14 protein-coding genes and 1 pseudogene are annotated in these 13064 nt (G+C 46.9%); 7 read left to right on the top strand and 8 right to left on the bottom strand.

The window, feature by feature from the left end; all coding sequences use genetic code 11:
• Positions 1-185 precede the first annotated feature (185 nt).
• A pseudogene (locus VJL_RS23315) lies at positions 186-738 on the top strand (gamma carbonic anhydrase family protein).
• Positions 739-752: 14 nt separating this feature from the next.
• On the opposite strand, the gene VJL_RS23310 reads toward VJL_RS23315, so the two are convergent.
• From VJL_RS23310 to tsaC, 4 genes are all read right to left on the bottom strand, one after another.
• Positions 753-1016 (bottom strand): DUF1488 family protein, encoded by a 264-nt coding sequence (locus VJL_RS23310; protein ID WP_038881695.1) that lies wholly within the window; start codon positions 1014-1016, stop codon positions 753-755.
• A gap of 3 nt (positions 1017-1019) precedes the next feature.
• Positions 1020-1853, bottom strand: a complete 834-nt coding sequence (gene aroE / locus VJL_RS23305; protein ID WP_038881694.1) for a shikimate dehydrogenase — start codon at positions 1851-1853, stop codon at positions 1020-1022.
• A 100-nt stretch (positions 1854-1953) separates the two neighbouring features.
• A complete protein-coding gene (gene hemF, locus VJL_RS23300; RefSeq protein WP_038881693.1) occupies positions 1954-2871 on the bottom strand; it encodes an oxygen-dependent coproporphyrinogen oxidase in 918 nt (305 codons plus the stop codon).
• Positions 2872-2905: 34 nt separating this feature from the next.
• Complete coding sequence (gene tsaC, locus VJL_RS23295; protein WP_038881691.1) at positions 2906-3463, bottom strand: L-threonylcarbamoyladenylate synthase type 1 TsaC; 558 nt, start codon at positions 3461-3463, stop codon at positions 2906-2908.
• A gap of 200 nt (positions 3464-3663) precedes the next feature.
• On the opposite strand from tsaC, the gene purE reads away from it, so the two are divergent.
• Positions 3664-4149 carry a 5-(carboxyamino)imidazole ribonucleotide mutase gene (gene purE / locus VJL_RS23290; RefSeq protein ID WP_038881690.1) on the top strand — a complete coding sequence of 162 codons (486 nt, stop codon included), beginning with the start codon at positions 3664-3666 and terminating at the stop codon, positions 4147-4149.
• Positions 4150-4153: 4 nt separating this feature from the next.
• Positions 4154-5287 (top strand): 5-(carboxyamino)imidazole ribonucleotide synthase, encoded by a 1134-nt coding sequence (locus VJL_RS23285; protein WP_038881689.1) that lies wholly within the window; start codon positions 4154-4156, stop codon positions 5285-5287.
• Between the two features lie 65 nt (positions 5288-5352).
• Here VJL_RS23285 and VJL_RS23280 read toward each other — a convergent pair whose 3' ends face one another.
• Genes VJL_RS23280 through VJL_RS23265 form a run of 4 tightly spaced genes read right to left on the bottom strand, consistent with a single transcriptional unit; the run spans position 5353 to position 8615 of the window.
• Positions 5353-5922, bottom strand: a complete 570-nt coding sequence (locus VJL_RS23280; protein ID WP_038881687.1) for a DNA topoisomerase family protein — start codon at positions 5920-5922, stop codon at positions 5353-5355.
• Positions 5923-5945: 23 nt separating this feature from the next.
• The gene (locus tag VJL_RS23275) at positions 5946-6425 is read right to left on the bottom strand and encodes a DUF494 family protein (protein ID WP_038870148.1); all 480 of its coding nucleotides are present in this window, start codon (positions 6423-6425) and stop codon (positions 5946-5948) included.
• Positions 6426-6427: 2 nt separating this feature from the next.
• Entirely contained in the window at positions 6428-7537 is a 1110-nt protein-coding gene (dprA, locus tag VJL_RS23270) for a DNA-processing protein DprA (protein WP_038881685.1), read from the bottom strand.
• Positions 7521-8615, bottom strand: a complete 1095-nt coding sequence (locus VJL_RS23265) for a LysM peptidoglycan-binding domain-containing protein (RefSeq protein ID WP_038881684.1) — start codon at positions 8613-8615, stop codon at positions 7521-7523. The genes dprA and VJL_RS23265 overlap by 17 nt, the downstream gene beginning before the upstream one ends.
• Positions 8616-8753: 138 nt before the next feature.
• Between VJL_RS23265 and def the strand changes: the two genes are divergently transcribed.
• From def to trkA, 4 genes are all read left to right on the top strand, one after another.
• Complete coding sequence (def, locus tag VJL_RS23260) at positions 8754-9272, top strand: peptide deformylase (protein WP_038870153.1); 519 nt, start codon at positions 8754-8756, stop codon at positions 9270-9272.
• 33 nt (positions 9273-9305) lie between these two features.
• Entirely contained in the window at positions 9306-10253 is a 948-nt protein-coding gene (gene fmt / locus VJL_RS23255; protein ID WP_038881683.1) for a methionyl-tRNA formyltransferase, read from the top strand.
• An 82-nt stretch (positions 10254-10335) separates the two neighbouring features.
• Positions 10336-11619 carry a 16S rRNA (cytosine(967)-C(5))-methyltransferase RsmB gene (gene rsmB / locus VJL_RS23250; protein WP_005440762.1) on the top strand — a complete coding sequence of 428 codons (1284 nt, stop codon included), beginning with the start codon at positions 10336-10338 and terminating at the stop codon, positions 11617-11619.
• Positions 11620-11683: 64 nt separating this feature from the next.
• A complete protein-coding gene (gene trkA / locus VJL_RS23245) occupies positions 11684-13060 on the top strand; it encodes a Trk system potassium transporter TrkA (RefSeq protein ID WP_010444684.1) in 1377 nt (458 codons plus the stop codon).
• Positions 13061-13064 lie beyond the last annotated feature (4 nt).

Genomic DNA, 13064 nt, shown 5'->3' with positions numbered 1-13064 from the left:
CGTTTCTTTCGAAGCGTTGCCGTGTCAGCGAGGTGGCATTATAGAGATTGCGATCACATTGGCAAGCCCTTTTTCACCTTTTTTTTGATTTTTTTATCGTTTGAATGTTTTTTATTCTAAAAGCCGAGTTTTTGCTACTCTTCTCACCAGATATCACTGTTATTGGCGCTTTATAAGGAGTAAAGATGAGTTCAATCAGAAGTTATAAAGGCATACGCCCACAGCTAGGTAAACGTGTATACATAGATTCAACCTCTGTTTTAGTCGGTGATATTCGTATTGGCGACGATTCGAGTGTCTGGCCACTAGTTGCAGCTCGTGGTGATGTGAACCATATTCATATTGGTGCTCGAACCAATATTCAAGATGGTAGCGTACTGCATGTAACCCATAAAAATGCTGAGAATCCCAACGGCTATCCGCTAATCATTGGTAATGATGTCACTATTGGTCATAAAGTCATGTTACACGGCTGCGAAATCCACGATCGTGTATTGGTTGGTATGGGAGCAATCGTTTTAGATAACGTTGTTGTCGAATCAGACGTAATGATAGGCGCTGGAAGTTTAGTCCCACCGGGGAAAGTATTAGAAAGTGGTTACTTATATGTGGGCAGTCCGGTAAAACAAGCTCGCCCTCTATCAGAGAAAGAACGAGCTTTCTTGCAAAAGTCTGCCAATAACTATGTGCAGAACAAAAACGACTACATTAACGAATGTGGAAGACATCAATGAGTAGTTAGGAATAGCCCGCTAATCGATGATGATATGGCCTTCTTCACTGAAGGCTTCCTCTTCTATTAACTCTTCGGCGATTTCTTCAAGATCAAAGCGGTAATCAGTAAATACTTTGATTGCCGCTTGCTCAGTTTCAATCAGTGAACCACTGAGTTTTGCTAACTTTTGTTTAGTGACATAACACTCAATCAGCGCACCTGATTGCTGCGCAGCAAAATTTACCGATTGTGATGCTTCATCCCAAGACTGCATGTCAGGGAACAGAATGGATTGATTCATTGATTACTGACCTTCAAGATTCTTTCTTAGCTCTCTAAGAATTTGTTTTGAGCCAGGGCGTAGACCTCGCCATAACATAAAGCTTTCCGCTGCCTGCCCTACCAACATTCCAAGACCGTCATACGCATAGGCAGCACCGTTTTCTTTTGCCCATAAATTAAAGCTCGTCACTCCTTTGCCATAAATCATATCGTAGCTAGTACTATTGCTACCAAAGATAGAAGAAGAAATAGCAGGCAACTCACCACTAAGAGAAGCGGAAGTGGAGTTGATGATGACATCATATTCTTCATCAATGCTCCCCATCTCTTTGGTTGTGATCGGGCCATGAGAGACAAACAACTCTGCAAGCTCCTGAGCTTTGCTAAAGGTACGGTTGGTTATAGTTAAAGAGATAGGGTTTTGCTCAAGGAGTGGTTTAATCACACCACGAGCAGCACCACCAGCACCGATGATCAGGATTCGTGCACCTTCCAACATGACTTGATACTGAAGTAAGTCTTGTACTAGACCCGCACCATCGGTGTTATCACCAATGATTTCTCCATCATCAAGCTTCTTTAGTGTATTGACCGCACCCGCTAGCTGAGCGCGCTCTGTGAGGCGACTAGCAAATTGATAAGCGTCTTCTTTAAATGGCATGGTAATGTTGCATCCCTTGCCACCTTCAGCAAAAAACACCGTAGCTGCGTCAATAAAGCCATCAACAGGTGCACTTTCTGCGGTGTACACCAAAGACTGATTGGTTTGACGGGCAAACAAGGTGTGAATGAATGGCGACTTACTGTGTCCGATAGGGTTACCAAACACGGCATAGCGATCAATTTGCTGAGTCATTTCCTTACCTTTATTCCTTACTTATATAGAAAAAAACAGGGCCACCTGATTACAGATGACCCTATCACTATCTATCTATATAGAAAAGGAGATTCAGCGCCTACCACTCTCGGGGCGTTAGGTATTGCTCGTAAAGCTCAGCCTCTGGTGAACCAGCTTGCGGCTCATAGCTGTATTCCCAACGCACAAGTGGTGGCATTGACATAAGAATCGACTCGGTACGACCACCACTTTGCAAACCAAACAGAGTGCCACGGTCATACACTAGGTTGAACTCTACGTAACGGCCACGTCGGTACAGTTGGAACTCGCGCTCACGCTCACCGAATTCAATGTCTTTACGACGAGCAACTATCGGTAGGTAAGCTTGACAGTATCCCTCACCAACCGCTTTGATGTAGTCAAAGCACTTGTCGAATTCCCACTGGTTTAGGTCATCAAAGAACAAACCACCAACACCACGAGTTTCATTACGATGTGGTAGGAAGAAGTATTTGTCACACCATGCTTTGTGCTCTGCGTAAACGTCGTCACCAAATGGTGCACAAAGCTGTTTTGCTGTGTCGTGCCATAATTGGCAATCTTCTTCAAATGGGTAGAAAGGCGTGAGGTCAAAACCACCACCAAACCACCAAATTGGGTCTTCACCGTCTTTCTCTGCAATAAAGAAGCGGACATTGGCATGTGAAGTCGGTACATAAGGGTTCTTAGGGTGGATAACCAAAGAAACACCCATCGCTTCAAAACGGCGACCCGCTAACTCCGGACGATGTGCTGTCGCTGATGCTGGCATTTCATTACCTTCTACATGAGAGAAGTTCACTCCTCCTTGCTCGAAGATATGGCCATCACGCAATACGCGAGTGCGGCCACCGCCACCAAGACGCTCTCCTTTTTCACGTTGCCATGCATCTTCGACAAAGACGGCCTTTCCATCTTCTTGTTCTAGTTGCTGACAAATGGAATCCTGAAGTGACATCAAGAACTGCTTTACGGCGTGCTTATCGATTGCTGACATACGTGTAGTACCTATTGATTGCTGACTAGCAGGGTTAGCCCTGTCTTAATATTTGCGAGGTTTTAGCATCACGGATTTCACTAGGCTTGTCACGACCACTGGTTTCACCACGTAAGATCGCCACAAGTCGGTCACCTAACTGTTCTTCGACTTCTTTCGTCGTCATGCAAGGAGGCAGACCTGTAAGATTCGCGCTGGTAGAGGTTAGCGGCTTTCCGAATGCATTACACATCTTTTGTACTAAAGGATGATCAGTCACACGAACTGCAATCGAATCAAATTGACCCGATACCCAGTGAGAAACTTTGTCACTCGCAGGCATGATCCAAGTGTATGGCCCTGGCCACGTCGCATGGACTTTATCTAACTGCTCTTGAGTCAACTGAGATTCATCAACATAAGGCAAAAGCTGCTCATAACTCGCAGCAATTAGGATTAAACCTTTCTCTACTGGGCGCAGCTTTAGCTCTAGCAACTTTTGAATCGCTTTTGGGTTATCTGGATCACAGCCGACACCAAATACGCCTTCTGTTGGATAGGCAATCACTTCGCCTTTTTGTAGTGCTTCAAGCACCTGTTCAAAGTTATCCACCAATTACTTCCTGATAGTCTTATCTGTTGTGTTTGCACTAAGTGTACAAATATTCATTCTCAGAGACTAAATCAATTTGTTTATAAAATGTATCAATAGCATTTACAAATACACGCAAACGTTTGCTTGAGGTAAAAATCCCCGTATAATGCGCACAAATTTATCAGCTCACCTAATTTTGCAGCTTGAAGGAGTTTGAGATGAAAGTCGGTATCATCATGGGTTCTAAATCAGATTGGCCAACCATGAAACTAGCAGCGGACATGCTGGATCAATTTGGCGTGTCTTACGAAACAAAGGTGGTGTCAGCTCACCGTACTCCTCAATTATTGGCTGATTACGCAAGCAGTGCGAAAGAACGTGGCATTAAGGTCATCATCGCAGGTGCGGGGGGTGCAGCTCACCTACCAGGCATGGCGGCGGCGTTTACCAGCGTACCTGTACTTGGCGTTCCAGTTCAGTCTCGTGCACTAAAAGGCATGGATTCGTTGCTTTCTATCGTACAGATGCCAAAAGGCATTGCGGTTGGCACATTGGCGATTGGTGAAGCAGGCGCAGCAAACGCAGGCATTCTGGCTACTCAAATCCTTGGTACACATGATGAGGCGATCATGGCAAAAGTCGAAGCGTTCCGTAACGAACAAACGGAAACCGTTTTGGCGAACCCAAACCCTGCTGAGGATTAATCAGATGCATGTACTGGTTCTTGGTGCGGGCCAATTGGCTCGTATGATGTCTCTGGCTGGTGCGCCACTGAATATTCAAATCTCAGCTTACGATGTGGGCAGTGGTAACATCGTTCATCCACTGACTCAGCATGTACTAGGTAACGGCTTAGAGAATGCGATTGAACAAGTGGACGTCATTACTGCTGAGTTCGAGCATATCCCACATGACGTGCTTGATGTGTGTGAAGCCAGTGGTAAGTTCCTACCAAGTAAGCAAGCCATCAAAGCGGGTGGTGATCGCCGTATTGAGAAAGCATTGCTTGATGATGCAAACGTACGTAACGCGAAATACTACGTAATCGAAAATCGTGAAGACTTTGACCGCGCAATTGAACATGTTGGTATGCCAATGGTTCTGAAAAGTGCGTTGGGTGGTTACGATGGTAAAGGCCAGTGGCGCTTAAAAGAGACTTCTCAAGTCGAAGATATTTGGACAGAGATGGCAGAGTGCATTGCCGCAACACCAACTCAAGCGATTGTTGCCGAGGAATTTGTCCCTTTCAACCGCGAAGTATCACTGGTTGGTGCCCGTGGTAAAGATGGCAGCGTTGAAGTGTACCCTCTGGCAGAGAACGTCCACACCAATGGTGTATTGAGCCTTTCTACTGCGATAGATGCACCAGAGTTGCAAGAGCAAGCGAAACAGATGTTCACGGCCGTTGCACACAACTTGAATTACATTGGCATGTTAGCGCTGGAGTTCTTTGACGTTGACGGCACGTTGCTGGTTAATGAAATCGCACCACGCGTACACAACTCTGGCCACTGGACTCAACAGGGTGCTGAAACCTGTCAGTTTGAGAACCACCTACGCGCAGTATGCGGTATGCCGTTAGGCAGCACGAAGTTGGTTCGTGAAACCTCGATGATTAATATTCTTGGTGAAGACACAGTGCCAGAAACATTGCTAGCAATGGACGGTTGCCACATTCATTGGTACGGCAAAGAAAAACGTGCGGGTCGCAAGATGGGTCACATCAACGTGTGCGGCGATTATACTGGCGAGCTGAATCGTAAACTGTGTGCATTGGCAGATGTTCTCGATGAAGAAGCCTTCCCTGCAGTGCATGAATTCGCTAAGCAGTGGCAAGCGTAGAAATATTTCTGAATAAATAGCAAAAGGGTCGCATCGTGCGGCCCTTTTTTAATTAGAGCTGAAGGCTATTGTGATTGAGTATGCTGGCACTTACGACTTGCGCATTGCAGTTTAACCCCGCTGGCCAGTTTCTTTTCTACCAACAAGGTAAATCCACATTCCTCGCAGCGGCCTCTTACAGGCGGCAAGTTCACCGCAAACTTGCACTTCGGATAGTTATCACACGCGTAAAATGTTTTACCAAATCGGGTCTTACGCTCAACCAAATGTCCTTTACCACATTCAGGGCAAGCATGTTGCTCTTTCACTTGCTGCTCTGGCTCAGGTTGGTTAATCGACTCAATATGATGACATTCTGGGTAATGGCTGCAGCCAACAAACATACCATAACGCCCTTGCCGCAATACCAGCTCATTACCGCAATCTGGGCAAGGCACGCCCAACTCTTTTACGATGTGGCCATCATTGCTGTGTAGCGGCTTGATATAATCGCAACTTGGATAATGGCTACAACCTAAAAACGGGCCATGCTTACCGTGTTTAAGAGAGACTTCCCCACCACATTTAGGACAAGGTTCGCGCTCAAGCGCATGCTCATGTGCCGAGAAAAGGTTGTGATCGATTTTACTACTCATACTCATCGCTCAAGCAGAAGATATTAATGAAGAATACCTTGTTCCTTGGTGTATAGCAGCTCTTCCATCAGCGTGTAGGCGTTTTCGTTGCCCGGCACATTAAACAGCACCATAAGAATGATCCATTTCAGGTCTTCAAGCTCAAATTCATGAGTTTCTAACCCCATCACCCGATCAATAACCATTTCGCGAGTTTCCGTAGTCAGAACATTGATTTGCTCTAGAAACAATAGAAAACCACGACATTCAAGATCCAAACGCTGCATCTCAGACGATGTATAAATACGGGTCGATGCCGCTGCAATGCAAGTCGAGATAGCAGAATGTGCGTCACTTTGTTGCAACGCCGCCAGCTCTTCTAACCAGACAAGGGCTTTGTAGATGTCTTTTTGTTGGAAACCTGCACGAAGCAACTCATCTTCCAACTCGTCTTGATCGACCTGTAAATCTGCATCGCTATGGATGTAGGTTTCAAATAGATACATAAGTATATCCATCATCATAGCTAGCCCCTCCCCTTTCGAATATAGCCACCGGATACTGCAACAACACGCCCTGAAAGCTCAAGCTCTAAGAGCTGCATCATGACTTCTTGGACAGGTATATTGGTCCTGTTTGCAAGAATATCAACTGGTGTAGCCTCATTTCCTACGTTAGCTAACAGCTGAGGAAATGGCAATTCTTCTTCATCAATTGGCGCAGAAAATAAATCTAAGCTTTGATTAATAGACCAATCAAGCAGTGACTGTATTTCATTTAACACGTCTTGAGTAGTTTGTACGAGACAAGCACCGTTACGAATCAATTGATTACCGCCACTCGCATTGGGCGAATGAATAGAGGCAGGAAGCGCAAATACTTCACGACCTTGTTCCAGAGCATAACGAGCAGTAATCAAGGAGCCACTTTTTTCCGCCGCTTCCACCACCAATACACCCAACGACAAACCACTAATAATTCGATTGCGACGTGGGAAGTTTTCCGCACGAGGTTTCGCTTTTGGACGAAACTCCGAAACGAGAGTGCCATTCTCCATGACACGCTGCGCTAAACCACGATGCCTGGCGGGGTACACTTGCTCCAACCCAGAACCTAAGACAGCGATAGTTTTACCGCCCGCCATAAGCGCACCATCATGAGCATGACCATCAATACCCAAAGCCAAGCCACTGGTCACGATCAGATCATGTTGTACGAGTTCTGAAGCAAAGCTACGAGCATGTTGCAACCCATCCACACTAGCATTACGACTACCAACCATGGCGATTTGCGGTTGAGACAAACAGCTCGCATCTCCCTTTACAAATAATAAAGGAGGTGGCGCGACCGTTTGTTTTAGAAGTGGAGGATAAAGTGGATTCGCCAAGGTGAGAATAGAATGATGGGAAGAGGATTCTAACCAAGTTAAACAAGCATCGACTTCTTTATCGACCTCAGCCCATGCTTGTAACTGTTTCATCGTCAGCCCAAGGCGGAGAAGCTGTTCAGTCGAGTACTGGACAATGTTATTCGGCGTGTCTTTGGTCAGCAGCTTATTCATCTTAACCCCGCCAATGCCTGGTAAGCAGCTGAGCTTTAACCAGGCAGCGAGGTCGGTATCATTGTGTGGTTGCATTGGTAGTCGATTCCTCTACCAGAGGAGAAACCACAGATACCTCTTTGTTGATTGGCTTCGTGCTATTGGTGATCAGAGCAAGACTGAAATACTCATACGGGCGAATCACTAACAACTCCCCAACTTTGCTCTGTGGTAAGGTAATTTTCGTATCGAGCAAACCATTATCTTTGGCAAAGTCATCACCGTCTTTGAATACTGGGTGTGCGTCTTCTTTCAAATCAAACACACTGCCTTGGCGAAGCGCATCCGATGTGCCTTTATCTATCACCACAACTTGGTTGGTCGAGCTATAACGGATACCTTCAATATTCCCCAATAATTTCGCAGAAGAGCCTTGTGGTGATGGCAACGGATAGAATGTTGCAGAGAAATCACCGTTATCAAGAACTTGAACTGGCAAAGCAATGTCGTTACGGACAATCTCTTGCAATTGCGTGGTGATCTTCAGACCAGAAAATTCACTCGACGCCTCGATCAACTCACCTTTAGCAATCAAACGTAATGCCGTGATTTGCTTTGATACATCATCTCGCGAAAAGGTTTCTACAGGTCGATAGATAGCCCATCCTGCCGAAGTTTGCTCACCACTAATATACAGCGTGTCTTCCGCAGTAAGGAATTTGTTGCCTTTACTGCTGCCCATCACTTTGGCTGCATTTTCTAATGTTTCATCATCCACTAAGCGATCGGATTTCAGATAAGGCATCACCAACCCTTCCGCAACCGTCGGTACCGCTTTTCTTTCCGTGATACGCGCTTGAGGGCTAAGCTTTTTAACCGGCTTTAAACTCAATACCGGTTGGCCATTAATCCAAACCAAAGAGAGCTTATCACCGGGATAAATCAGATGTGGGTTGTCTATTTCTGGGTTTACCTGCCACAAACGAGGCCACAACCAAGGGCTATCCAAATACAAAGCAGAAATATCCCACAGCGTATCACCTTTCACCACAACGTAAGTTTGGGGTGCATCGTCTTTAACGGTAAGTGGTTGGGAGTCCGTGTTTGCTACGGCACTGAAAGAGAAAAGTAACGGCAACGTAATGCGAGAAACGTTGCGGAAAATTCGATTCATGACCCTCGTCCTTGGTCTGTTAGGCAGTTACCGGAATGGAAATTGGTATCAGGATGCTGTCATTTAGGTCATAAAATGTCTAGAATTGAGCCAACAAGGTTTGTGCTGTTACGGCACAGTTCAATATTTCGAGTGAATATGTCTGTATTACAAGTATTAACATTCCCAGATGATCGCCTGCGTACCGTTGCAAAACCTGTAGAAGAGGTGACACCTGAGATTCAAAAAATCGTCGATGACATGATTGAAACCATGTACGACGAAGAAGGTATTGGCCTTGCGGCAACGCAGGTTGATATCCATAAACGTATCGTAGTAATTGATATTTCAGAGACTCGCGATGAGCCAATGGTGCTTATCAACCCTGAGATTCTGGAAAAGCGTGGCGAAGATGGCATTGAAGAAGGCTGTCTGTCGGTACCTGGTGCTCGAGCACTTGTAGCTCGCGCTGCTGAAGTTACCGTTAAAGCCCTAGATCGCGATGGCAAAGAATACACTTTCGACGCTGACGATCTGCTAGCAATCTGTGTTCAGCACGAACTAGACCATCTAATGGGCAAACTGTTCGTTGATTACCTATCGCCACTAAAGCGCAAGCGTATTCAAGACAAGCTAGCGAAAATCAAACGCTTTAACGAGAAACAGCAAAACGCTTGATCTCGATACAATTTAATTAGAAGGAAGTCTACCTTGAGTCAGTCTTTACGTATTGTCTTTGCAGGTACTCCGGATTTCGCCGCCCGTCACTTGGCGGCGTTGTTGTCTTCGGAGCACGAAGTAATTGCGGTTTACACTCAGCCAGACCGCCCTGCTGGTCGCGGTAAAAAGCTTACTGCCAGCCCAGTAAAAACCATCGCGCTAGAGCACGACATTCCAGTTTATCAGCCAGAAAACTTCAAATCAGACGAAGCCAAGCAAGAGCTTGCCGATCTAAACGCCGATATCATGGTAGTAGTAGCTTATGGCCTATTGCTTCCACAAGTTGTGCTAGACACACCTAAACTAGGTTGTATCAACGTACACGGTTCGATTCTTCCTCGCTGGCGCGGCGCTGCTCCTATCCAACGTTCAATTTGGGCTGGTGATGCCGAAACTGGCGTGACTATCATGCAGATGGACATTGGTTTGGATACGGGCGACATGCTTAAAATCGCAACATTGCCGATTGAAGCAAGTGACACCAGCGCATCTATGTACGAAAAACTTGCAGGCTTAGGCCCTGATGCTCTGATTGACTGCCTAGCAGACATCGCAACAGGTAATGCTGAGCCAGTGAAGCAAGATGACGAGCTTGCAAACTACGCGAAGAAGCTGAGCAAAGAAGAAGCGCGCATTAATTGGAATGACGACGCGGCACACATTGAGCGTTGCGTTCGCGCATTCAACCCATGGCCAATGAGCCACTTTGAAGCGGCTGAAAACAGCATCAAAGTATGGCAAAGCCGTGTGGCGGAACAAACCAGTGACAAGCCAGCGGGCACTATTGTGCAAGCAGATAAAACTGGTATTTATGTTGCGACAGGCAATGGCACACTGGTACTGGAACAACTGCAAGTTCCGGGTAAAAAAGCCATGTCAGTTCAAGATATTCTGAACTCACGTGCATCTTGGTTTGAAGTTGGCACCCAACTGGTTTAAAAAGCCAGACAATAGTGTCAAAGACCAATAATACGAACTTTTAGAGGGCAGAGATGCCCTCCTTTACTTTAAGGTACTCATCATGAATGTTCGCGCTGCGGCTGCCAACGTCTTGTATCTTGTCGTCGACAAGGGCCACTCACTTTCAAGCGCTCTTCCAGCGGCTCAACAAAACGTACGACCACGTGACCACGCTCTTCTACAAGAGATCTGTTACGGCGCTCTACGTTACCTCCCTCGCCTAGAAATGATTGCAAACCAGTTGATGGATAAGCCGCTAAAAGGCAAACAACGCGTTTTCCATCACCTGATTTTGGTAGGCATTTATCAGCTAAGCTTCATGCGTATTCCTGCGCACGCTGCAGTTGGTGAAACGGTTGAAGGTACCAAAGAGCTGAAAGGTCCTCGTCTACGCGGTCTTATCAACGCGGTATTGCGTAACTACCAGCGCAACCAAGAAGAACTAGACCAAATGGCAGTCAGCAACAATGCGGGCAAGTACGGCCACCCAAGCTGGTTACTTAAACTGCTGCAAGAAGCTTACCCAGAGCAGTGGGAAAGCATTGTTGAAGCCAACAACCAAAAAGCGCCAATGTGGCTGCGTGTAAACCACCAGCACCACACTCGTGATGAATACCTAACGCTACTCAAAAATGAAAACATTGATAGCACGCCACACACACAAGCAATGGACGCCCTAAAATTGGCGGCGCCATGCGATGTGATGAAACTGCCGGGCTTTGAAAAAGGTTGGGTATCGGTGCAAGATGCGGCAGCACAGTTGTCGATTAACTATCTTGAACCAAAAGATGGCGAGCTGATCCTAGACTGCTGTGCAGCACCGGGCGGTAAGACGGCGCACATTCTTGAACGTACGTCTGGCAGCGAAGTGGTTGCCATTGACTGCGACGACACACGTCTTAAACGTGTGCACGAAAACCTGAAGCGTCTCAACCTTCAGGCAAAAGTGGTTTGCGGCGATGCGCGTAATCCTCAAGAATGGTGGCAAGGCGAACAATTTGATCGCATTTTGCTGGACGCACCATGTTCTGCAACGGGCGTAATTCGTCGTCACCCAGACATCAAATGGCTACGTCGTGCTGATGATATTGCTGCACTTGCGGAACTACAGAGCGAAATTTTTGATGCCATGTGGACGCAACTGAAACCGGGCGGCACCATGGTTTACGCGACTTGCTCAATCACACCACAAGAAAACGTGGAGCAAGTAAAAGCGTTCTTAGCACGAACTGCGAACGCACAACTAGTGGACTCTGATCCCGAACAACCTGGTCGTCAGATTCTACCAGGTGAAGAAGATATGGATGGTTTCTACTACGCAGTGCTAACGAAAAAACACGCGTAACAGCATGCTAAATAGGGCGATTGAAGCGAATTCAATCGCCTTTTTCAGATAACGAGTAAAGAGTATGAAAATCATTATTCTTGGTGCTGGTCAGGTTGGCGGCACATTGGCAGAAAACCTCGTAGGTGAGAATAACGACATCACCATCGTCGACAAAAATGGCGACCGACTGCGAGAGTTACAAGACAAGTACGATCTTCGTGTTGTTAATGGTCACGCGAGCCACCCAGATGTGCTGCACGAAGCGGGCGCACAAGACGCTGACATGCTCGTTGCGGTAACCAATACCGATGAGACCAATATGGCCGCGTGTCAGGTTGCCTTCACTCTGTACAATACCCCAAACCGTGTTGCACGTATTCGCTCTCCAGAATATCTGGCAGAAAAAGAAGCCCTATTTAAATCTGGTGCTATTCCTGTCGATCACCTTATCGCACCAGAAGAGTTGGTAACCAGCTACATCGAACGCCTCATCCAATACCCAGGCGCGTTGCAAGTGGTAAGCTTTGCCGAGCAGAAAGTCAGCCTAGTAGCGGTAAAAGCCTACTACGGTGGCCCTTTAGTAGGTAATGCTCTGTCTGCCCTGCGTGAACACATGCCACACATCGATACTCGTGTTGCTGCGATTTTCCGTCAAGGTCGTCCAATTCGTCCGCAAGGCACCACCATCATTGAAGCTGATGATGAAGTGTTCTTCGTTGCGGCAAGTAACCATATCCGCTCAGTAATGAGTGAGCTTCAGCGCCTCGAGAAGCCCTATCGTCGCATCATGATTGTTGGTGGTGGTAACATCGGTGCGAGCTTAGCCAAACGCCTTGAGCAAACCTACAGCGTCAAGCTGATTGAGCGTAACTACCAGCGTGCAGAAAAACTGTCTGAGCAGCTTGAAAACACCATCGTCTTCTGTGGTGATGCGGCAGACCAAGAACTGCTAACAGAAGAAAACATCGACCAAGTAGATGTGTTCATCGCGTTAACCAACGAGGATGAAACCAACATCATGTCTGCGATGTTGGCAAAACGCATGGGCGCAAAGAAAGTGATGGTGCTGATCCAGCGCGGCGCTTATGTTGACCTAGTGCAAGGCGGTGTGATTGACGTGGCTATCTCACCACAGCAAGCGACGATTTCTGCCCTACTGACGCACGTTCGTCGTGCTGACATTGTTAACGTATCTTCTCTGCGTCGTGGCGCGGCAGAAGCGATTGAAGCCGTTGCGCACGGTGACGAAACCACATCCAAGGTGGTAGGTCGCGCGATTGGCGATATCAAACTCCCACCAGGAACCACCATTGGTGCTATCGTTCGTGGCGAAGAAGTTCTTATCGCACACGACCGCACTGTCATCGAACAAGATGACCACGTCGTGATGTTCCTGGTCGACAAAAAGTACGTACCAGACGTCGAAGCGCTGTTCCAGCCGAGTCCATTCTTCCTCTAGGATT

The sequence above is a fragment of the Vibrio jasicida CAIM 1864 = LMG 25398 genome, from assembly GCF_000400365.1.
Lineage (GTDB): Bacteria > Pseudomonadota > Gammaproteobacteria > Enterobacterales > Vibrionaceae > Vibrio > Vibrio jasicida.
The sequence above is the reverse complement of the archived record's forward strand: the minus strand, read 5'-3'. Positions and strand labels throughout refer to the sequence as shown.

Bases quoted from the DNA above. Each gene is read 5' to 3' on its own strand.
- rsmB (WP_005440762.1), top strand. From the start codon at position 10,336: ATGAATGTTCGCGCTGCGGCTGCCAACGTCTTGTATCTTGTCGTCGAC.
- VJL_RS23265 (WP_038881684.1), bottom strand. From the start codon at position 8,615: ATGAATCGAATTTTCCGCAACGTTTCTCGCATTACGTTGCCGTTACTT.
- VJL_RS23280 (WP_038881687.1), bottom strand. From the start codon at position 5,922: ATGAGTAGTAAAATCGATCACAACCTTTTCTCGGCACATGAGCATGCG.
- trkA (WP_010444684.1), top strand. From the start codon at position 11,684: ATGAAAATCATTATTCTTGGTGCTGGTCAGGTTGGCGGCACATTGGCA.
- VJL_RS23310 (WP_038881695.1), bottom strand. From the start codon at position 1,016: ATGAATCAATCCATTCTGTTCCCTGACATGCAGTCTTGGGATGAAGCA.
- hemF (WP_038881693.1), bottom strand. From the start codon at position 2,871: ATGTCAGCAATCGATAAGCACGCCGTAAAGCAGTTCTTGATGTCACTT.
- dprA (WP_038881685.1), bottom strand. From the start codon at position 7,537: ATGCAACCACACAATGATACCGACCTCGCTGCCTGGTTAAAGCTCAGC.
- def (WP_038870153.1), top strand. From the start codon at position 8,754: ATGTCTGTATTACAAGTATTAACATTCCCAGATGATCGCCTGCGTACC.
- VJL_RS23275 (WP_038870148.1), bottom strand. From the start codon at position 6,425: ATGATGATGGATATACTTATGTATCTATTTGAAACCTACATCCATAGC.
- VJL_RS23285 (WP_038881689.1), top strand. From the start codon at position 4,154: ATGCATGTACTGGTTCTTGGTGCGGGCCAATTGGCTCGTATGATGTCT.
- aroE (WP_038881694.1), bottom strand. From the start codon at position 1,853: ATGACTCAGCAAATTGATCGCTATGCCGTGTTTGGTAACCCTATCGGA.
- purE (WP_038881690.1), top strand. From the start codon at position 3,664: ATGAAAGTCGGTATCATCATGGGTTCTAAATCAGATTGGCCAACCATG.